The following is a 21,394-nucleotide window of genomic DNA, read 5'->3' on the forward strand; positions in this document are numbered from 1 at the left end:
TAAAAGATAAATATGACCAGGCTTAGGAGATTCTGTTACAAAAGGTAAGTCTTTATTTTTATTATTCATCTATACGACAGCATATTCCCACATAATATTTTATATCAACAGCATAACTCCCTTTATTTACTATCGTGACATGGATATCTCTTTTCCTACGCGACAGAGTCTTATCGCTTAGAATTTTTTGCCAACAGCTCATTCTGTTACTTTGGTTTTGCCCAAAGTAACCAAAGGCATTGTCATCTGCAAAACCTGCCCATTTTTATCCTCTATCCTATTTTGTTGCAAAAATAAGATCCTTATAGATTATAGACAGGTTGCAGATGACTTTTAGCACCAATTAATGAGGAATAAATTTCAATACCTTCATTAACAGAAATAACTTACCAACCTAAGACTCTAGATAACCCATATATGGATCAGAAATTGAATCTTCTTGAGTTTCTATACGGCCTGCGAAACGACGACTGAAAGTAGTATCATCAGCTAAAGTCACAGTGAAGTCATACCAACCACCAAATTCAGACATATCCCAAACCAGTTCTTTTTCAGAACTATTGGTTTCAATCGTCCATGTCTTGTTTGGAAGATAAGCATTTGCTTTGACGTTGAGCTTGACTGACTTATTACCATCATGACGCACTTTTAAATACAAATTCGCATCACACTCTTCCACACATACTCTAATTTCCGGTAATGCTTGAGTCTGGTTAGCTTGACTCAAATTACCTTTAAACGCACGGTGGAAACCATTTGGTCCGAGTACCCATAAATCATACTGCCCATTTGTAGCATTCCATACATCATCGAGCTGTTTACCCGCCTCAACCATATAACGACGTGGAATTGCCGTAAGATCTAATCGGTTATAGACATGAAAAACGGCTGCTTGTTTACCTGTATTAGAGAACATCAGCTTAATCGTTTTTTGAGTGACATCGACTTTGGCACTGGTGTGCAAAATATATGGCAAAGCACGTGATGGCCTAATTCCCATTTCCTGCTGAGGAAATTGCTGCTGGCTCGGAACAGGAACTTGTGGCAATAAAGCTTGAGCAACACGAATCGCATCGGCTTCGGCTTTGGTTTTCTTCCCATCTAGTTCAGCAACAGGCAGAAGGTTCGGTGTTTTAAAATTAAATGCCGTCGTTAAATCACCACATACAGCACGGCGGTAAGGGCTAATGTTAGGTTCTTGCACACCAAAGCGTTTTTCCAAGAACTGTAAAATAGAGGTATGGTCAAAGACTTGAGAATTTACCCATCCTCCACGGCTCCACGGCGAAATCACATACATGGGAACGCGTACCCCTGGTCCATACACTCGACCATCTGGCTTAGGTTGAGATTTTGAAGTCGCTACTGCTGGATGGTTAAAGTACTCATAAGACACTTGCTGATCGTTTAAAGTCGTTTTTCCATATACAACACCGTTTACATCTTTAGAAGGTGCACTTGGTGAAGGAATATGGTCAAAGAAACCGTCATTTTCATCGAAGTTCACCAATAAAACGGTTTGGCTCCACAACTCAGGGTTTTCAGTTAATGCATTTAATACTTCCTGAATATACCAAGCACCTTGTACAGGACTAGATGGTCCCGGATGTTCACTATAAGTAGCAGGAGCGACCAACCAACTCACCTGCGGTAATTTACCTTGTGCAATATCAGCTTTAAAAGTTCCTAAAAAACCACCGTCCGGCATGGTATTGGCAATACCTTTGTAAAGTGGTTGAGTCGCATCAATCTTTTCATCGTATGCTGGACACGTTAGCGTGTCGTTACTGACAGGTTGACCAGATTGCTCATTTGCACGGCGATACTGTTTGAAGCCAGCTAACGGGTTATCGGTAAAGTTATCAGGCATATTTTGATAGACTTTCCATGTTACGCCAGCCTGCTGTAAGCGCTCAGGATACGTCGTCCATTCATAACCTTCTGTTGATGCTCCAATCCCATCAAATTCATTTACAACACTCGCAACACCTGCACCTGTAGGACCATTAGTTCCAGTCCAAATAAACTTACGGTTTGGGTTGGTTCCAGCATGCATAGCACAGTGGTAAGCATCACAAATGGTAAAAGCATTCGCTAAAGCAAACTGATATTCAACTTCTTGTTTTTTATAGTAGCCCATCGACTGTGGTTTTTTATAAGCGACCCAATCACTCATACGGCCATTGTCCCAAGCTGCTTGGCCATCAGACCATGAGTGAGGTGTACCTGAAACACGCTGAGCATTTCCTAAACGACTATCTAAATGGTAAGGCAATACTTTCTTTTTATTCGCATCATATTGTTCCCAAACCTTTCGGCTTTCCGTCATTGGAATCGTAAAACGATCACCAAAACCACGCACACCTTTCAATGTTCCGAAATAATTATCGAAAGAACGGTTTTCCTGAGTCAAAATCACGATGTGTTTAACATCTTGAATAGTTCCACTTTCAACTTTGGCATCAATAGCTAAAGCTTTTTGAATACTCAGCGGGAAACTCGCTAAAGCAGCTGTCCCAAACATGGTTTTTGTAGAGTTTAAAAGAAATTCGCGACGATTCATTAGTTCTATCCTGAGTTCTTATTATGGTGCACAGTGCATTTTGCAATTACTGGTGGGCGGTGTTGTTGGCGATGAATTATCTGAGTCGTTATCATCGTTACAAGCACTGAGCATGAGTGCTAAAGAGGTAATTAATAAAAGTGAAAGTTTTCGCATTGGTTTTTTCCAAACGGTTTAAATGCGAACTACTAATAAAGCGTTAAAGTGACAGGCAAGTGATGTTTTTATGTCGGTTTGATGAAGGCATAAAAAAACGCATCCAAAGATGCGTTTTTCAGAAAGCGTAAAATTACCAGCCTAAAGCTTCTTGTTGCTTTTTAATGAGTTCGGCAATTCCTTTTTCAGCCATTTCTAACATGGCATTACTTTGAGCGCGGGTAAACGGTTTATCTTCTGCTGTACCTTGAATTTCGATAAACTCGCCTGCTTGAGTCATTACTACATTTAAGTCAGTTTGACAGTTCGAGTCTTCTTCATAGCAAAGATCAAGCAACACTTCGTCTTGATACATACCAACAGAAATTGCAGCAACCAACCCTTTAAGCGGATCATGCTTAATTTTCTTTTGAGACAATAAAACATTCATCGCATCAACTAATGCTACAGCAGCACCAGTGATTGAAGCAGTACGCGTACCACCATCAGCTTGAATCACGTCACAGTCGATGGTAATCGTGTTTTCACCAAGCTTTTTCAAATCAACCATCGCACGTAAGCTACGGCCAATCAAACGTTGGATTTCTTGAGTACGACCAGTTTGTTTGCCACGAGCCGCTTCACGGTCACAACGTGAATGGGTTGAACGCGGTAACATGCCATATTCTGCCGTTACCCAGCCTTGGCCTTGGCCTTTTAAAAAGCGTGGCACTGAGTTATCAATGCTTGCAGTACAAAGGACTTTGGTGTGACCAAATTCGACCAGCACAGAACCTTCAGCATAACGGGTGTAGTTTCGTGTAATTTTCACTTCACGTAATTGGTCTAATGCACGTTGGTCAATACGCATAATCCTTCCTAACTTCTCTTAAATACAAACTTGGGCATAGTATAGCAAAGGATTTTGACAGGTTGAGTTTATTCCCTACTTTCAAATGTAAGTCTGCAATTTTTATAATTCAGAAATAAAAATAGCCCCTAAAAAGGAGCTATTTTGAATTAACTGAGATTATGCAAATTTAAATTTTGCTTTTAACTTTTCTAATGTCTGCATCACTTTTCCAGTGGTATGGTTTGGTAGTGAACATTTCGCTAAACGTACCCATACACTCCAGAACTGGCGCATAAAGTTCGCTTCGTTGTAGTTAATGCCATATTCTGCGCAAAGTGCCTTAATTTTCGGTGCTACTTCTTTATAGCGGTTAGCTGGCATATCTGGAAATAAATGATGCTCAATCTGATGACTTAAGTTACCACTCATAAAATGTAGCCATTCTGTACCACTAAAATTACTTGAACCACGAATCTGGCGTAAGTACCACTCGGCCTTAGTTTCGGTATCAGTATTATCAGGCTCAAACGTTTCTGCATCTTCAGTAAAGTGACCATTAAAGATCACAGCAGATGACCACAAGTTACGAATAATATTCGCAACTACATTTCCTGCAAAAACTGGTAAAAACATAGGGCCAGAGATCACAGGGAAAAATACATAGTCTTTTAAAACTTGGCGTGTGGCTTTTTTACGGACTTTAGCCGAATCTTTCCAAACCTGTTTCCAGCTCTTGGTTTTATAAACTAATGCATCTTCAAGATGTAAGTTTTGCACGCCTACATACCACTCAAAGAAAAACATTAACTGTAGACCTAGAGGAATATTAAACAGGTGGCGGGGTTCCCACTTCTGTTGATCACTTACTCGCAAAATACCATAACCAACATCATGGTCTTTACCGACAATATTGGTATAGGTGTGGTGCACATAGTTATGTGTTTCACGCCAGTCATCACCCGATGCAATGGTATCCCAATCGTAAGTATTACCATTCAAGCTTGGTTCATTTAACCAGTCAAACTGACCATGCATGACGTTATGACCAAGTTCCATGTTTTCTACAATTTTAGAAATACCTAATAAGCCTGTGCCTAGTAGCCAGACTGGCGGAATCCAACCACCAAACATCAACATGCCACGCGATGCGATTTCGGTATATCGAACAAAATTACGTACTTTATAGATATATTTTGCATCTTGCTCACCAAGACTTTGCATAACGTCTTGACGAATCTGCTCAACACGGCGACCAAACTCTTCAGTCTGTTCAGGTGTTAAATGAGCAGATTTAGAAACAGTAGAAAATTCTAATGCCATATTCATAGGGTTAATCCTCTTTAATTCTTTTTATAGATCAATTGTGACTGGGCTTAATGCCTGGCTCACGCATAGTTTAATTGGACGGTTCGGTTGATCTTCAATTTCACCAGTTAACAAGTTTTGAGTAACTCCGCTTACCTTGGTACAGCTGCATTTATTGCAAACACCCATACGGCAACCATGTTGTGGGCGTAAACCGGCTTGCTCTGCACTGCTCAGTAAATTTGTTTCAGCTAAAAACTCGTGTTGAGCACGGCGGAAAATAACAGGCTGTGCTACATGTGTACCAGTCACTTGAAGTGGCTGAAAATACTCTTGATGAAGCTGCGACTGAGCACCTTTTTGTGCATAAATTTCATTGGCTTGCTGCATCATGCCATGATGACCACAAACATAAGTTGCTGTTTGCTCGAAATCTGGAACCAGCTTTTGCAGTAAGCTTTCAGTTAAATGCTGCTTTTGCTCGGTGGTATTAAAAAAGTGATATTGAAGCTGCGGGTGCTGTTCTGCCAAAGCTTTTAATTCAGTATGAAAAATTTCCGCACGATTAAAATAAATGACATGAATTTGTTCAAGTTGCTGTTTTAAAGCTTGCTGCAAGAGTGAATAAATTGCAGTTATACCGCTTCCTGACGCAATCAAAATCGCAGGATGCTGACCTTGGTGCAAAATAAAATCACCTTGTGGCTGTGAAATCTCAACACACTCACCCACATGTAATAGTTGAGCTGCACGAGACACCAAACCTTGTACTTTAATACCTAAAGCGATTTCACCCTGAGTAGTCACTTCAATAATTGAATAACTACGCTGTTGGTAAACGCCATCGATGAGCAAAGTCAGCAGAATACTTTGACCTGCGCGGACCTGATCGAAATTAAAATTACGATTCGGTTTAAGCTTGATAAGCACCATATCGGTATGAAGTGGCTGAACTGCAGTAACTTCTGCAAGTACCCTTTTCCACGCCCAAGTCACGTTAATTTTCTGCAAGACAAAATCAACGAAATCTTCTCGAACCCAATGTGGCTGATAGCTAAGTGTTGCGTTCATACGTTCCTCTTTTGTTTCTGGCTATTTATTTGAGTGAACACATGTTCGTATAGTGAACATATGTACACTATATTTATAACTATTCACTCAGTCAACACTTGTTCACTATTTTTTTTATGAAAGTTTGCTCTTTTTTGTTAGACTTTGGCTCACGGTTTAAATAGGTTCTTTTAATGTCGATACGGGATGAACGAAAACAGCAAAGTCGTCAGGCACTTCTCGATGCAGCCTTGCATCTAAGCACGTCTGGGCGTTCGTTCAGTAGTATCAGTTTGCGTGAAGTTGCACGTGAAGTTGGTTTAGTACCGACAGCGTTCTACCGCCATTTTCAGGACATGGATGAGCTCGGCAAGGAATTGGTCGATCAAGTTGCCCTACATTTAAAAAGTGTTTTACATCAACTTGGACAAAGTTACTTACAACATAAATCTGCTAAAACCCAAACCAGTATTGAGCTATTTGTGCAGGCAGTAAATCATAGCCCTAAGCAATGGCAATTTATGATTGCTGAACGTTGGGGAGGCTCAGAAACGGTTCGTGCAGCAATTGCCCGAGAAATCGAATTTTTGATTGAAGATCTCACAACTGATCTTACTAAACTCGAAAATTTTAAACATATTCAAAATTCTCAAGACTTAAATGTCTTATCTACCATTTTGACTAATATGTCATTTACATGGGCAATGACGTGGCTCAACCTATCGAAACAATATCAAGGTGAACAGCTCAAGCTGCAACAAACTGCCTTTATTGAAAATGCTTCTACACAAGTTCGCTTACTGTTTAGAGGGATTGCAAACTGGGAACGGTAGAAGCGGCAAATGACAAAAAACAGGTTATGTGGTAATACGTAAAGAGAGAAAGAAAAAGGCTAAAAATTTCGAGAAAAGTCTTTTTCTTTTTACAGGAAGTAAACTATTAGTTAGGCCAAACTGGTGTGGGAATACCTATGAATCTTGATCGTCATACACAGTTTTTGATGCGTAAAGAAAAAATTCTGAGCGTGGCAGAAAAGTTGTTATTAGAAAACAATCAGGAAATTACTCTAGATGAGTTAGTGGCCGAGCTAGATATTGCTAAAGGCACCCTTTATAAGCATTTTAGAAGTAAAAATGAGCTTCTACTTGAGCTCATTATTCAAAATGAAAAGCAAATTTTAGAAATTTCTAAAAAATATAATACAGATTTCAAAGAATATGCTCCTCATTACATGCTTCATCATTTACTTGCACCAGGGAAAACGATTCTATTGCATCAACTTGAAGAAAATCTGACGATGACAGAGTCTAAGTTGAAGCATCTTTTCGAAGAGCTTTATGAAATTCGCCAACAGCGTATTTTGGCAATTAAAGATATTACAGAAAATTATTTAAAATCATTGAATTATGATATGTCGATTCGTGACTATTTGTCTTATATCTGGTCACTGACTTATGGTGCATCACTGCTTTTAAATTCTACTTATTACCAGCGTTCGATTGGTTCTCGCCAAAAATTAATTAATTTATATATTAATCAGGCATTATCATTGCCGACTCAAACAGCTAATTTTGATGTTTTAAATTTTCAGATTGAAGATGAAAATCAGCAAAATTAATTGAATTATTTCGTGATAATTAACGATAAATTAAATATAAAAATGGGCTTCACATGAAGCCCATTTTTTTTGAAGTAAAGCCTAAACAACTTATTTTGCTTTACGTTCTTTCTCAATTAAATAATTAAGAACTTGAGTGACTTTACCATCTTCACCCTGCACAACATATTTACCATTCACGACAACTGCAGGTACGCCTGTTAATTGGTACTGTTGAGCAAGTTTATTTGACTCGGCAACTTTTGCAGTCACAGCAAACGAGTTGTAAGTACTATTAAATTTCTGCTCAGGTACGCCATAACGAGTAAAGAATTTCGCAGCAGAAGCCTGATCAAAAATTTGTTGACCGTTCACTTGAATCGCATGGAATAGTGGTAAATGCGTGCGTTTACGTACACCTAATGCCTCAGATGTATAATACGTACGCGCCCCTTGTTCCCACATTTTATTCATTGCAGCAGGTGTACGTACAAAACGTACATCTTTAGGAATCTGTTTTAACCACGTTTGCATATGCGGTTCAAGTTTAAAACAGTGTGGGCATCCATACCAAAAGAACTCTCGAACTTCGATTTTCCCCGGAACTTCCACTTTGCCTGGATTGGCAAGCACGGTATAGTCTTTACCAGCAACAAAATCTGCTGCCATTGCACTACCCGATACGGCCATAATTGCTGCACTCAAACCACCCAAAACCAATTTTTTCATTGCGACAGCTTTTCCTCTAAGTTGTTATGCATTAGCTTATCCCCTAAATATAAAACAAATATGCTAAATTCGTTTTGCTTCTGTGAAGTTTTTTATTGGGTTTATCGCTTTTTTCCCAATAATCGCTACACTAACGGCGAACTACATCCAAAAAGATAACTCAAGTTTAGAGGTAGCACCATGTCGCAATTGAATGTTGATTTACAAGAAATCGCAAAGTTTGAAGCACTTGCTGCCAAATGGTGGGATCAACATTCTGAATTTCGCCCACTTCACCAGATCAATCCACTACGTCTTAACTGGATTGATGAACGTGCAGGCGGTCTCGCTGGTAAAAAAGTACTTGATGTCGGCTGTGGCGGCGGCATCTTGGCCGAAAGCATGGCACGTCGTGGTGCAGATGTATTAGGCATTGATATGGGTGAAGCACCTCTAGCTGTCGGCCGTTTACATGCTCAGCAAGAAAATGTTCAAAATATTGAATATCGTCAAATTCCTGTAGAAGAATTAGCACAAGAACAAGCAGGTCAATACGACGTGGTGACTTGTATGGAAATGATGGAACACGTTCCAGATCCGGCATCTATTGTAAAAGCTTGTCAGGCTCTGGTTAAACCGGGCGGCCATGTGTTCTTCTCGACCATTAACCGTAACCCAAAATCTTATTTATTTGCCATTATCGGTGCAGAGTACGTCCTACGCATGTTGCCAAAAGGTACGCATGATTATCATAAATTTATTCGACCATCTGAAATGGCACATGATATTCGTAATGCAGGCCTTACGTTAAAAGAAATGACTGGACTACATTACAACCCACTGACCAAGCATTACTGGTTAGCGCCAAATGTCGACGTTAACTATATGGTTCATACGATTAATACAGGTGCATGATGAAAGCTGTTTTATTTGATTTAGACGGTACGCTTATCGATACAGCTGCGGATTTCATTCGTATTATTCAGCAAATGTGCCGTGATGCAAGACGCCCTGTTGTAGAAGCCGATCTTATTCGCACTCAGGTGTCTGAAGGTGCACGTGCGATGGTGAAATTGGTCTATCCAGAGCTAGATGTGGCCAACCCAATATTCTTGGCACATCGTCAAAACTTTTTAGATCTGTACGGCAATAATATTGTGGTGGATACAGATCTGTTTGAAGGCATGTATCCACTTCTAGAAGAGTTAGAAGCTGCGCAAATCCCGTGGGGTATTGTGACCAATAAACCACGCGGATTAAGTGAATCTCTTTTAGAAAAGTTAAATCTAACAGAACGCTGTGCGGTTTTGGTATGTCCTGAAGATGTCAGTAAAACCAAACCAGACCCTGAACCAATGTATTTGGCTGCTAAACAGTTAAACATCCAAGCAGATGAAATTATTTATGTGGGCGACCACCCACGTGATATCGATGCTGGTCGCAATGCCAATATGTACACTATTTTAGCTGCGTACGGTTATTTGCCTATTGAACACCGTGATGATTTAGCCGCTTGGCAGGCCGATTCGATTGTAAATACAGTGACAGAATTACACGATATGTTACGTCAAAAGCTTCCTGCTCTACAGGAAAATCAGCGTATGATAAGTTAACTTAAGAGTTTTATAGACTTTTTTAACGGCTATTTGTTTTATCAATATAAAAAGAAGGAGGTTTACCAATGAAATATTCAGAATACCAACCTCGTCCGGATCTACTCAAAGATCGAATTATTTTAATTACCGGTGCTGGTGATGGAATTGGGCGAGCTGCGGCTCTAAGTTATGCCCTACATGGTGCGACTGTTGTCCTGCATGGTAGAACCTTAAATAAACTTGAAGTTATTTATGATGAAATTGAAAGTCTAGGTGCACCGCAACCCGCGATTTTACCGCTACAGCTTTCAAGTGCCTCTGACCGTGATTATGAATTTTTAGTCGATACGCTCGAAAAGCAGTTTGGGCGTCTAGACGGTATTTTGCATAATGCGGGTATTTTAGGTGAACGTGTAGAGCTAGCACATTACCCAACAGAAGTATGGGATGACGTGATGGCAGTTAACTTACGTGCTCCGTTTGCCCTCACTCAAGCCTTATTACCACTTTTGCAAAAGTCAGAAAACGCCTCTGTTGTATTTACCAGCTCAGGTGTAGGCCGTGAAGCACGAGCTTTATGGGGCGCATATTCTGTCTCCAAAATTGCAATTGAAGCAGTGAGTAAAATTTTTGCAGCGGAAAATACTTATCCAAATATTCGCTTTAATTGCATTAACCCAGGCGCAACACGTACTGCAATGCGTGCGAAAGCCTACCCACAAGAAGATCCGAAGACACTACCTACACCTGAGTCAATCTTGCCTGCTTACCTCTATTTAATGGGTGAAGACAGCTTGGCACTCAATGGTCAAAGTATTGATGCGCAGGATTAAAAGTTAAAGATGAAAAAGCTAAATTAAATTACGGCCAATCATCAAATCTGGCTTGCCTATACCTGAAAAGATATACAAGCCTTTTTTATTATTGATAAAAACCCTTGATCTATCCGTAATTTTAATTGAACCATTAAATGATCTTCACAGTTTCTCTGCATTTTGCGCGTAGAGTATTCAACATGAGAGACATCAGATGTAAACGAGGATGCATCATGAAAAAGTTGTTCACCATCTTAGCCCTTTGCATAACCGTACTAACCACAAGTATGGCGAGCTTTGCTGATCCTCCTTTTGACCGAGGCCATGGTCCGAAAGGTCCTAAAGGTGGAGGTCCACGTGGTGAGTGGAATGATCGTGGACCAGGATTTGGACGTGATCATGATGATGATCGTATCCGTGATGAACGCCGTATGCGCGAAGAGCGTGGCTTTGAACGCTTAAAACAACATCGCTGGCAGCCTGGCTATGTTATGCCACAGCACTATCGTGGTAATGGCTATAAAGTCGACTATAAAGACAGTAACTTGCCAAAACCAGGCCGTAATCAACAATGGTACAAAATCAACAATGACTATATTTTAGTCGACACAGATTCTAATAGCATTGTGAGTATCCGTGGTTTTTAAGGCGATAGACCCTCGCTATCGCTGAATAAAAAGGATAAAACCTCTCGGTTTTATCCTTTTTTATTGCTTATCTAACTTAAAAATAAAAAGATTTTTTATATTCTTAAATGATGAATTTTCTTAATTTCTTCTTATTTCATAGAGAGTTTTCACATTTATTCTTCTTGGCCTCCACGATTTATCTGCAATTGTTCACTAATCTTTAATTATTGAAATTCAGCTCATCATTCGAGGTTTACAATGAAAAAATTAACAACAGCGATTGTTCTTTCTCTTAGTGGTTTAGTTGCAACAACAGCCATGGCAGCACCAAACGATCATAATCATCATGGCAATTACCAAAACCATGAAGTAAAAGAAGTAAAAACAGTTAAAGTGATTAAAAAAGATGATCATCACAATGCGTGGCGAGTAGGCCAGGTTGTACCGCATGAGTATCGACATTCACGTTACGTGATTGACTATCGTCAACATCAAAAATTGACTAAACCAGGTCGTTACCAAAAATGGTATAAAGTGAATGGAAATTATGTACTGGTGAATGAACAAAGTCATAAAATCATTAGAGTGGTTTACTAATTTAAAACTTTTTAAGCACCCAAATTTCAATTTGGGTGTTTTTTTATCTAAAACATGCGGCTTTAATCTTTTTTGTTTAGAATCATCTTTATATCTTTTTGCTGTTGATTCGAGATCGGTATGTCAAGTAAGCCTGTAAGTAAGTCGCATAATAACACCCAGCATTATGTACACTGGTTTCGACACTCAGCGCCCTACATTAATGCTCACCGCGATAAAACATTTGTGTTGATGTTTGGTGGTGAAGCAGTCCGTCATCCTAATTTCGAACATATCATTCACGACATTGCTTTATTGCACTCTCTTGGTATTCGCTTAATTCTCGTGTACGGTGCGCGTCCGCAAATTAATCAAAATCTTAAAGAAAAAGGAATCGAAACTCCTTTTTATGACAACAGCCGTATTACCACACGTGAATCTTTAAGCTGTGTCATGAGTGCTGTAGGTTCTATCCGCCTAGAAATCGAAGCATTGCTTTCTATGGGCTTAGCAAACTCGCCAATGTACGGCGCTCGCATAGATGTGGTGTCAGGTAATTTTGTGACTGCTAAACCTTATGGCATTCGTGATGGCATGGATTTCCAGCTTACAGGTGAAGTTCGTTCTATCGATACAGATGCGATTGATCGACACCTCGATAATCATAATATTGTACTGCTAGGGCCAACAGGTTACTCCACTACAGGTGAGGTGTTTAACTTGCGAGCAGAAGAAGTTGCGACCAAAACTGCAACTTATTTAAAAGCAGATAAACTCATTTTTCTAGGTGAGCAACAAGGATTGCTGAATGAAGATGAGCAAATATTACGTGAATTAAGCCCACATCAACTGGACTACTATATTCAACAATACCAAACCATTAGCCCAACACTCACCTTGCATTTGCAACAGGCAAAAAAAGCATCTTTATCAGGCGTACACCGCGTTCATCTTATTTCTTATGCCTATGATGGCGCCCTTCTCGAAGAGTTATTTACTCGAGATGGTATCGGTACCATGATTACCGATGCGCATTATGAAGAAGTTCGCATGGCCAACATTCAAGATGTGGGCGGTTTAATGAATTTATTACGTCCATTAGAAGAAGAAGGTATCTTAGTGTATCGTTCGCGTGAACGTTTAGAGCAAGAGATTAGCCAGTTCGCTGTCATTGAACGCGATGGTACGATTCTAGCGTGTGCTGCACTTTATCCAATTCCAACCGAATTTAATGAAACACGTTCAGCAGAAATCGCCTGCGTCGCAGTACACCCAAGTTATCGTAAATCGAACCGTGGCAGCCAGATTTTGCAATTCCTTGAAGAAAAGGCAAAAGAACAAGGTATTCGTCAATTATTTGTTTTAACGACTCGAACCGCTCACTGGTTCTTAGAACACGGTTTTCATCAGGTGAGTGTTGATGACTTACCAAATGCTCGTCAGGCACTCTATAACTATCAGAGAAATTCTTTAGTCTTTAAGAAACTGCTTCCTTAGCCTTTGCTAATTTTAAGATATTCTTATTTCAGATAAGCTTAGTTCAAAAAGTACAACCGTAAACACGATTAATTTATGGTTGTACTTTTTTTAAATCTAAATTTTTTAAGGTTTTAATATTTTTTATTTTATTTACATTAACTTAATAATAATTCATTAAATATATTTCTATTAGATAAATCATTTTTTCGCATAAGTTTATAGCCTATTGTGTTTAGCTTTTTTTTGCATAAATAAAGACCGAATACTTATTTTTTCTGAAATAAAAATCCATTTAGGGTATCTGCTCATCCAATTATTTTTTTTCTTTTTCTCTTTCGGGGAGTACGAAATCTCATGGCACTTTTCAACACCACTTCATGGGCAAAATATTCAGTCATCGCGGCCAGCCTTGCAGGAGTGATGATGTTAAGTGGTTGTGCCAAAAAAGAGGAACAAGCCACCACAACCTTAAATATCGGCTATCAAAAATATGGAATTCTTCCTATTTTAAAGGCTCGTGGTGACTTAGAAAAAGCATTAAAAGAACAAGGCGTGCAAGTGAAATGGGTTGAATTCCCTGCTGGCCCTCAATTGCTTGAAGGTTTAAACGTAGGAAGTGTTTCACTGGGTGAAGCAGGTGAAGCGCCACCTATTTTTGCTCAAGCGGCCAATCCAAATTTAATTTATGTCGCAAACCAACCTGCTGCGCCAAAAGCTGAAGCACTATTGGTACAAAAAGACTCTCCAATCCAGTCTATTAAAGACTTAAAAGGCAAACGTGTTGCTCTTAACAAAGGCTCAAATGTTCATTACCTATTGTTAAAGGTTCTAGAAGCCAACAACTTAAGCTTAAGTGATATTCAACCTGTTTATTTACCGCCATCAGACGCACGTGCTGCTTTTGAAAAAGGTGCTGTGGATGCATGGGTGATCTGGGATCCGTTTTTTGCAGCAGCTGAACATCAAATTCAGGCACGAGTTTTAGCAACAGGTGAAAATTTGGTAAGCAATCATCAGTTCTATTTAGCTGACCGTAAATTTGCAGAAAATAATCCGAAAGTACTCAACACTGTTGTACAGACACTTAACCAGACCACTAAGTGGGTAAGTTCACATCAGGATGAAGCTGCCAAGTTACTCGAAAAACCTACCGCACTTGAGTTTGATGTACTCAAAACTTCCATTTCACGTATGGGTTTTGGAGTTCAGCCAATCTCTGACAAGGTGGCACAAGAACAACAATATGTGGCTGATGCTTTTTATGCGCAAAAGCTCATTCCAAACAAACTCACCATTCAAGACGCCATTTTAAAACTGAAATAAACCCAGCTTGGGCACGGCTTAAATAATCATATAAATGCTGTGCCTCACCTCAAGGGGAACAAGGATATCAATATGCAACATCAGTCATTATTTATTAAGAGTCAGTGGACACAATTAATTAAGCGCCTCAGTGCAGTCACTGTATTAGGCTTAACAATCGCAGCGCCAGCTTGGGCAATAGACCCTACTGTAAAAGAACTTCGTATTGGTTTTCAAAAAAGCTCGATTAACTTTGCAATTGCCAAACAGCAAAAGCTATTTGAGCAAGAATTCCCAAATGCAAAAATTACTTGGAATGAGTTCCCTGCTGGTCCACAAATTTTAGAAGCTTTAGCTGTCGGTTCGCTTGATGTAGGCGTTACTGGAGATACACCTCCTGTCTATGCTCAAGCGGCTGGCAAGCCTTTATATTATATTGCTTATGAAGCGGCTAAGCCCTTGGCATCGGCAATTTTAGTTCCAAAAAACTCACAGCTCAAACAGCTGAAAGACCTTAAAGGTAAACGCATTGCACTGCAAAAAGGTTCGAGCTCACATTACTTACTTGTGCAAGCTGTACGTAAAGCAGGCCTAAACTGGAGCGATATTACCCCCATCTGGCTTACCCCTGCCGATGCTCGCGCAGCATTTCAAAAAGGTGCCGTTGATGCATGGGCAATTTGGGATCCTTACTTCGCTTCAGCACAACTAGAAGATCAAGCTCGTGTTCTTGCATCAGGTAAAGGCTTAAGTCCGAACTATACATTTTATTTAGCAGCTCCAAATTTTGTTAAACAACATCCTAAAGCTGTTTCCGGGCTCATCAAACAAATCAATCAAGCTGACAAATGGGTTCAAAGTCATCAAGCAGAAACGGCTGGTGCGATTGGCCAAAGCACAGGGCTTAAGCCTGCAACCAGTGACTTATTTATTAAACGCCGTCCTCGTCCTTCATCAGCAGCTCCACTCAGCAGCAAAGTGATTGCTGAGCAACAGCAACTCGCAGACATCTTTACTCAACAAGGCATCATCCCTAAACCAATCAGCATTAAACAAGCTGTTTGGGGCGCCAAGTAATTTCAATAGATATATAGGTAATGCACATGAAAATTTTCTGGTTTATTCCTACCCATGGTGATAGTCGCTATTTAGGTACAAGTAAAGGCGCTCGTCAGGTTGACCATGCCTATATGAAGCAAATTGCTGTGGCAGTAGATAATTTAGGTTACGAAGGTGTACTTATTCCAACAGGTCGTTCATGTGAAGATCCTTGGATTACGGCGGCTAGCCTAATTGATGCAACTCAACACCTTAAATTTTTAGTTGCATTACGACCAGGGGTAACCACACCAGCTTTAGCTGCTCGTATGGCTGCAACGTTTGACCGTTTGTCGAATGGTCGTGTATTACTCAACTTAGTGACTGGTGGTGATGAGGCTGAATTACGCGGAGATGGTTTATATGAAGATCACTCAACACGTTATCAAACTGCCAATGAATACGTAAAAATCTGGCGTGAGATTTTGACACGCTCACATACGGGTGAAGCTTTTACATTCCACGGTGAACGTTTACAAGTGGATGATGCAAAACTACTTTACCCACCTGTTCAAAAGCCTTATCCACCACTTTGGTTTGGTGGTTCTTCAGACGTCGCTGTCGATCTTGCAGCTGAGCAAGTCGATACTTACCTTACGTGGGGTGAACCACCAGAGGCAGTTAAACAAAAGATCGAACATGTTCGTGCTAAAGCTGAGGCTAAAGGCCGCAAATTAACTTATGGCATTCGCTTACATGTGATTGTTCGTGAAACCAACGAACAAGCTTGGGCAGCAGCGAACGAGCTTATCCAATATCTTGATGATGCGACTATTGCTGCCGCACAGAAAAAATTTGCACAAATGGACTCTGTAGGCCAACAACGTATGGCGGCTCTCCACGGCGGTAATCGAGACAAACTAGAAGTATCTCCAAACCTTTGGGCTGGTATTGGTTTAGTTCGTGGTGGTGCAGGTACAGCACTTGTAGGCGATCCTGAAACCGTTGCTGCCCGTATTCAGGAATATGCTGATTTAGGTATTGATACTTTCATTTTCTCAGGCTATCCACACCTTGAAGAATCAATTCGTTTTGCAGAGTTAGTATTCCCGTTATTACCAATTGAAACTCGCGCTAAACTTGCTCAGCCAAATTTAACCGGTCCATTCGGTGAAATTATTGCCAACAATTATGTTCCAGACGAGAAGAAGCTAAATAGTTCCGTCAAGGAGCCTGCATGAGCAAAGCTGAAAGTGTTGTTTCACGTGGAACAAAACAAATCGGGCAGCGTTTGCTGCCTTGGATTTTCCCTATTCTTCTATTGGTTGTTTGGCAAATTGCCTCAAGTTCGGGTCTTTTAGAAAGCCGTATTTTACCCGCACCTACTGCTGTAGTTTCCGCTTTTTGGCATCTACTGGTGAGTGGCGAACTCTGGCAGCACGTTAAAGTCAGTGCTGGTCGTGCACTGCTTGGCCTTCTGATAGGCGGCGGTTTAGGTTTGTTATTAGGTCTACTCAACGGGTCTTCGCGTTTCGCCTCTACCCTGCTCGACACGACCTTACAAATGATTCGTAACATCCCAGCCTTAGCACTTATCCCACTTGTCATCTTGTGGTTCGGGATTGATGAAACAGCGAAATTATTTTTAGTCGCCGTAGGTGTTTTCTTCCCTATCTATATCAACACCTATCACGGTATTCGGTCAGTTGACCCTCAATTGATTGAGATGGGTAAAAGCTACGGACTTTCACGTTGGCAGCTTTACAAAGAAATTATTTTGCCGGGTGCGATGCCTTCTATTTTAGTGGGTTTACGCTTTGCTTTAGGTTTGGTTTGGGTATTGCTTATTGTTGCTGAAACCATTTCAGCTCAAGCAGGTATTGGTTATATGACCATGAATGCACGTGAGTTTTTACAAACGGATGTAGTTCTGGTCGGTATTCTTCTGTACGCCTTACTAGGCAAACTGGCAGATGTTTTAGCACAGCTTTTGGAACGCTATTTACTACGTTGGCACTCTGGATATCAGAAATAAGGGAGCTTAGAACATGACAAATCTGAATTTAAATATTAATCAGAATGAAGTGCAGCTCATTCCGGAAGAACCAACAGAATCTCAAGAACCTGTATTAGGAGCAGAGATTCTGATTGAGCAACTTTATAAATTTTATGGTGAGGTAAAGGTCCTCGAAGATCTTGACCTACACATCCAGCCGGGTGAGTTTTTAGCAATTGTTGGCCGAAGTGGTTGTGGCAAAAGTACGTTACTCCGTTTAATTGCTCAACTTGAAAAAGCCAGCTTTGGGGAAATCAAATTTAAATCTGCCCGACATTTACGTGAAGGCATTACGAACGATGATATTCGAGTAATGTTCCAAGATCCTCGTTTACTTCCTTGGAGAAATATTCTTCAAAATGTTCAACTTGGGCTACCAAAATCACAACATGCTTTGGCAGAAGAATTATTAGAAAAAGTAGGTTTAAAAGAAAAAGCGGGACAATGGCCTTCCCAGCTCTCAGGTGGTCAACGTCAGCGCACTGCTCTAGCCCGTGCACTATCACATACTCCACGCATATTGTTGCTAGACGAACCTTTGGGTGCATTAGATGCTCTAACTCGGCTTGAGATGCAAAGCTTGATTGAGCGCTTGTGGAAGGAGCAAGGCTTTACTGCAATTCTGGTCACACACGATGTAAGTGAAGCAGTGCAATTAGCTGACCGTATTATCTTATTAGATAAGGGCCAGATTGCTCACAGTTTCCAAGTTAATTTGCCGCGCCCGCGTAAAAAAAGTATTACTTTTGCTCAACTTGAGCAACAAGTACTCGATGCGGTTTTGGCAACTTAAGGTTGTGATGAGTAATGAGAACTGTTCAACCGAAAATTGCCCAATTTACGAGCAATAAAACTGCTGTTTTATTGCTCTTTTTTAGGGCGAAAATAAAAAAATATTTTTAAGAATAACAATAAACTAGTGAATCTCTCTATTTTTTGCACAATAGTATATCTATTACACAAATAAGTAGCCGTTTTTTGATTAAAAAAGCAAGACACCTGTGCACAAATCAAACAATTTCCCTTACAATGGGAATATTATTTTTTTAATTATGCAGCAGATGGAACAAAAAAAGAGTACCCAAAAGCGCAATCAGCTTCTTGCTGCCGCCCTTGACGTATTTTCAGTCTATGGGTTTAGTGGCGCAAGTCTGGATGAAATTGCCCAACTCGCCGACATGCATAAGTCGAATATTTTCTATTACTATGAAAATAAAGAGTCTTTATATGTAGAAGTGCTCACAACCGTTTTACAAAAATGGTTGGCCCCCTTACAAACTTTAGAAGCTGAATTAGAACCAGCCGAAGCCTTATCTCACTATTTAATTCAAAAAATCGAACTGTCTCGTAGCCAACCGAAAGCATCTAGATTGTTTGCACTAGAAATTATTCAAGGCGCTCCACATATTTTGCCTATACTGAAAGGGCCTTTGAAAAAGCTATTTAAACGCAAAGCTAAAGTCATTCAGACTTGGCAAGAAGAAGGAAAGATTTCCCCAGATATCGACCCAGAATTATTAATCTTAAATATTTGGGGCCTTACGCAAAACTATGCAGATTTTGCAACTCAAATGGAAATGGTGACTGGTAAAACGCTTCGTAACCGCAGTATGTTCCAGCGTTCGATTGAGCATACGGTACATATGATGCTATACGGCGTATTACCTCGCTAAAATAAAAAAGATCGGCAAATTTGCCGATCTTTTTTTAGAAATGATTTTGATAAAGTGCTAGGAGTTTCTGGGCCCCTAACAATAAATTTTCTTCCCAATCCAGATGCGCAGTGTCATCTGCCCCATCAGTAATATACTTCACCGAGATTAATCGTACACCTAACTTATGGCACACTTTAGCTAAAGCATAGCCTTCCATATCAACCACATCACAAGCTACTTTTGGCTGACCTGTTTCAAATGAATCACCTGTTCCACATACTGCTTTTGGCAAATCAATAAAATGTGGTTGAAGATGAATCTCTGCCGCCAAATGATCATCTAACGGCGTTACACCTACTTCAAACCCTAGGGGTGAAACATCCATATCCCGTTGTACAAAAGTTTTTACTTCGACTAAATCATGTCGATTAAATGCAGAGCTTCCCGCTGTACCTAAGTTAATTAGAGTTTTACAGCCTGTTTTTTGAATAACTTCAAATGCTTTAAAGGCAGCATTAATCTTACCAATACCACTGTAATGGACTTCAACACCTGCTTGTTCAAATAAACCCTTAGATTCATTAGGAAGCGCCATAATTAAAGCAATATCAGTGTTCATTCAAAAAGCTCAAATCAAAATTAAATAAGTTAGAAAATAAGTATAAATCAGGTGCAAAAGCTTTTTGCACCTTTTCATCATTACTGCACTTTTTGTTGTAAAGCGATTAAGCATGGAGAAAAAAACAGTTGACCACTATATGCTCCTGCTAGCGTTTTCTTCATTACAACGCCCCACATCGTCAATAACAGAATACTCAATGCGACAGCAACGTATTGTAAGAATACAATTTCAACCTGATGTCCTAAATTAAATAGTGCTAGAATAAATACACCTAATGGAAAGGTTAAGCCCCACCAGCCCAAGTTAAATGGAATACCTGTCTTTGCGTGACGGAGCGTTGTTAAAATCGCAAGACCAAGCCACCATAACCCAAAACCTAAAAGCACGAGACTACCTACAACTCCTAAAGCTTGAAAGACATTAGCAAATTGTTCAAATCCTACATTTGGCGCCACTCTTTGTGCCTGCTGCCCTAGTAACAATAAACCTAATGCACCTGTACCAATCGGGCCTAAAGAGAGCCAGCTAGAAATGGCGACTTCTTTTTCAGGTAGCTGATGCAAAGCCATACGCAGCATTAAAATTGTCAGAATAGCGAATGCTGGTAAAACAGAGATTCCCCAAAGTACATAGCCAGCCATTAATAAATGAAAGCTGTGTACATCTGCTGGTAAATGTGCAACCAACATGCCGGCAGAACTTGCCGCTACTTCACAAGCAACCACAGGTAAAAGCCAGATTGCAGTCATCGTATGTAGCTGATGGTTCTGACGGCTAAACATGCAAAATGGTACAATCCACGCAATTGCTAGCGCTAAAAAGACATCGATGTACCATAAAGCTTGGGCGATATGGATTGCGACTTCACCGTAAAGCCCGATACCAAAGCTTAAAAAGCCATTTAGTATGGTAGCGAGCCCCATCGGAATAGCGCCTAAAAACAAGCTCATATTTGGATGATTAAAAATTTGCTTCGCCTCATGAGGGAAAAGAAACCACCGCAATAAATAAAGAACTGAAAAAACGCTGAATAAGACAATATTAAATTGCCATAACCAAGTTGCTAACGTGAATAAAAAAGATTGAGCAAATGGCAGCTGGATTAAAATCATACTCACCACGCCAGTACCCATAGTCGCTGTAAACCAATTTGGAGTAAAATGCCGTATAACATCTTTGCTATGATTTAATTGGTAAAAGGGTTTTTTCATCTTAGTTCTCTAATCAAAGAGTGGATAAAGATATAGTAGAGCAAACCATTAATAAGAAAAATTGATTTATTTTTATTTAATTCATCAGTATTTTAAATATACAAATATTCATGTTGAAAAATAACTGAGTAAAAACACAACAACAAGACGAATCTGTGAGATTATGGCAATATATAGCCCTTGCAAAAATAGCCATATTTTAAGT

At 39.9% G+C, this 21,394-nt stretch carries 22 protein-coding genes; 14 read left to right on the forward strand and 8 right to left on the reverse strand.

The window, feature by feature from the left end; genetic code table 11:
• Window positions 1-394: 394 nt before the first annotated feature.
• The 5 genes from ACTJJG_RS13615 to ACTJJG_RS13635 all read right to left on the reverse strand — a co-directional run bounded on the left by ACTJJG_RS13615 (window position 395) and on the right by ACTJJG_RS13635 (window position 5,927).
• The gene (locus tag ACTJJG_RS13615; RefSeq protein ID WP_440608961.1) at window positions 395-2,563 is read right to left on the reverse strand and encodes a phosphocholine-specific phospholipase C; all 2,169 of its coding nucleotides are present in this window, start codon (window positions 2,561-2,563) and stop codon (window positions 395-397) included.
• Between the two features lie 21 nt (window positions 2,564-2,584).
• On the reverse strand, window positions 2,585-2,719 hold the full coding sequence (locus ACTJJG_RS13620) for a hypothetical protein (protein WP_255787789.1): 135 nt from the start codon (window positions 2,717-2,719) through the stop codon (window positions 2,585-2,587).
• A 133-nt stretch (window positions 2,720-2,852) separates the two neighbouring features.
• Window positions 2,853-3,569 carry a ribonuclease PH gene (gene rph / locus ACTJJG_RS13625; RefSeq protein ID WP_002120794.1) on the reverse strand — a complete coding sequence of 239 codons (717 nt, stop codon included), beginning with the start codon at window positions 3,567-3,569 and terminating at the stop codon, window positions 2,853-2,855.
• 159 nt (window positions 3,570-3,728) lie between these two features.
• Entirely contained in the window at window positions 3,729-4,871 is a 1,143-nt protein-coding gene (locus tag ACTJJG_RS13630) for a fatty acid desaturase family protein (RefSeq protein ID WP_078221350.1), read from the reverse strand.
• Between the two features lie 30 nt (window positions 4,872-4,901).
• Window positions 4,902-5,927: a ferredoxin reductase gene (locus tag ACTJJG_RS13635; RefSeq protein WP_440608962.1), complete on the reverse strand. Its 1,026-nt coding sequence runs from the start codon at window positions 5,925-5,927 to the stop codon at window positions 4,902-4,904.
• Window positions 5,928-6,100: 173 nt separating this feature from the next.
• Between ACTJJG_RS13635 and ACTJJG_RS13640 the strand changes: the two genes are divergently transcribed.
• Complete coding sequence (locus tag ACTJJG_RS13640) at window positions 6,101-6,739, forward strand: TetR family transcriptional regulator (protein WP_033850857.1); 639 nt, start codon at window positions 6,101-6,103, stop codon at window positions 6,737-6,739.
• Between the two features lie 137 nt (window positions 6,740-6,876).
• Window positions 6,877-7,524, forward strand: a complete 648-nt coding sequence (locus tag ACTJJG_RS13645) for a TetR/AcrR family transcriptional regulator (protein ID WP_002120773.1) — start codon at window positions 6,877-6,879, stop codon at window positions 7,522-7,524.
• Between the two features lie 90 nt (window positions 7,525-7,614).
• On the opposite strand, the gene ACTJJG_RS13650 is transcribed toward ACTJJG_RS13645, so the two are convergent.
• A complete protein-coding gene (locus ACTJJG_RS13650) occupies window positions 7,615-8,232 on the reverse strand; it encodes a thiol:disulfide interchange protein DsbA/DsbL (protein ID WP_440608963.1) in 618 nt (205 codons plus the stop codon).
• 180 nt (window positions 8,233-8,412) lie between these two features.
• Between ACTJJG_RS13650 and ubiG the strand changes: the two genes are divergently transcribed.
• The 12 genes from ubiG to ACTJJG_RS13710 all read left to right on the forward strand — a co-directional run bounded on the left by ubiG (window position 8,413) and on the right by ACTJJG_RS13710 (window position 19,374).
• Window positions 8,413-9,126, forward strand: a complete 714-nt coding sequence (gene ubiG, locus ACTJJG_RS13655; protein WP_005804826.1) for a bifunctional 2-polyprenyl-6-hydroxyphenol methylase/3-demethylubiquinol 3-O-methyltransferase UbiG — start codon at window positions 8,413-8,415, stop codon at window positions 9,124-9,126.
• The gene (locus tag ACTJJG_RS13660) at window positions 9,123-9,824 is read left to right on the forward strand and encodes an HAD family hydrolase (RefSeq protein WP_440608964.1); all 702 of its coding nucleotides are present in this window, start codon (window positions 9,123-9,125) and stop codon (window positions 9,822-9,824) included. Before ubiG ends, ACTJJG_RS13660 begins: the two co-directional genes overlap by 4 nt.
• A 68-nt stretch (window positions 9,825-9,892) precedes the next feature.
• Entirely contained in the window at window positions 9,893-10,639 is a 747-nt protein-coding gene (locus tag ACTJJG_RS13665; protein ID WP_032014928.1) for a YciK family oxidoreductase, read from the forward strand.
• A gap of 215 nt (window positions 10,640-10,854) precedes the next feature.
• Window positions 10,855-11,268 (forward strand): RcnB family protein, encoded by a 414-nt coding sequence (locus tag ACTJJG_RS13670; RefSeq protein ID WP_005071792.1) that lies wholly within the window; start codon window positions 10,855-10,857, stop codon window positions 11,266-11,268.
• 240 nt (window positions 11,269-11,508) lie between these two features.
• Window positions 11,509-11,847, forward strand: coding sequence for an RcnB family protein (locus ACTJJG_RS13675; protein ID WP_032014929.1), 339 nt, complete (start codon window positions 11,509-11,511; stop codon window positions 11,845-11,847).
• A 120-nt stretch (window positions 11,848-11,967) separates the two neighbouring features.
• On the forward strand, window positions 11,968-13,323 hold the full coding sequence (argA, locus tag ACTJJG_RS13680) for an amino-acid N-acetyltransferase (RefSeq protein ID WP_016802669.1): 1,356 nt from the start codon (window positions 11,968-11,970) through the stop codon (window positions 13,321-13,323).
• A 336-nt stretch (window positions 13,324-13,659) separates the two neighbouring features.
• Window positions 13,660-14,628, forward strand: a complete 969-nt coding sequence (locus ACTJJG_RS13685; protein WP_440608965.1) for a sulfonate ABC transporter substrate-binding protein — start codon at window positions 13,660-13,662, stop codon at window positions 14,626-14,628.
• Between the two features lie 72 nt (window positions 14,629-14,700).
• A complete protein-coding gene (locus ACTJJG_RS13690) occupies window positions 14,701-15,684 on the forward strand; it encodes a sulfonate ABC transporter substrate-binding protein (RefSeq protein WP_032012564.1) in 984 nt (327 codons plus the stop codon).
• Between the two features lie 26 nt (window positions 15,685-15,710).
• The gene (gene ssuD, locus ACTJJG_RS13695) at window positions 15,711-16,886 is read left to right on the forward strand and encodes an FMNH2-dependent alkanesulfonate monooxygenase (RefSeq protein ID WP_014208027.1); all 1,176 of its coding nucleotides are present in this window, start codon (window positions 15,711-15,713) and stop codon (window positions 16,884-16,886) included.
• On the forward strand, window positions 16,883-17,680 hold the full coding sequence (gene ssuC, locus ACTJJG_RS13700) for an aliphatic sulfonate ABC transporter permease SsuC (protein ID WP_002120785.1): 798 nt from the start codon (window positions 16,883-16,885) through the stop codon (window positions 17,678-17,680). The genes ssuD and ssuC overlap by 4 nt, the downstream gene beginning before the upstream one ends.
• Before the next feature lie 13 nt (window positions 17,681-17,693).
• Complete coding sequence (locus ACTJJG_RS13705; protein ID WP_032012563.1) at window positions 17,694-18,494, forward strand: ABC transporter ATP-binding protein; 801 nt, start codon at window positions 17,694-17,696, stop codon at window positions 18,492-18,494.
• 259 nt (window positions 18,495-18,753) lie between these two features.
• Window positions 18,754-19,374 carry a TetR/AcrR family transcriptional regulator gene (locus tag ACTJJG_RS13710; protein ID WP_005071782.1) on the forward strand — a complete coding sequence of 207 codons (621 nt, stop codon included), beginning with the start codon at window positions 18,754-18,756 and terminating at the stop codon, window positions 19,372-19,374.
• 34 nt (window positions 19,375-19,408) lie between these two features.
• Here ACTJJG_RS13710 and ACTJJG_RS13715 read toward each other — a convergent pair whose 3' ends face one another.
• A complete protein-coding gene (locus ACTJJG_RS13715; RefSeq protein ID WP_002120771.1) occupies window positions 19,409-19,975 on the reverse strand; it encodes a 5'-methylthioadenosine/S-adenosylhomocysteine nucleosidase family protein in 567 nt (188 codons plus the stop codon).
• Window positions 19,976-20,055: 80 nt separating this feature from the next.
• Complete coding sequence (locus ACTJJG_RS13720) at window positions 20,056-21,189, reverse strand: TDT family transporter (protein WP_032012562.1); 1,134 nt, start codon at window positions 21,187-21,189, stop codon at window positions 20,056-20,058.
• Window positions 21,190-21,394 lie beyond the last annotated feature (205 nt).

Source organism: Acinetobacter sp. 22512, assembly GCF_052044755.1.
Taxonomy (GTDB): Bacteria; Pseudomonadota; Gammaproteobacteria; order Pseudomonadales; family Moraxellaceae; genus Acinetobacter; species Acinetobacter pittii.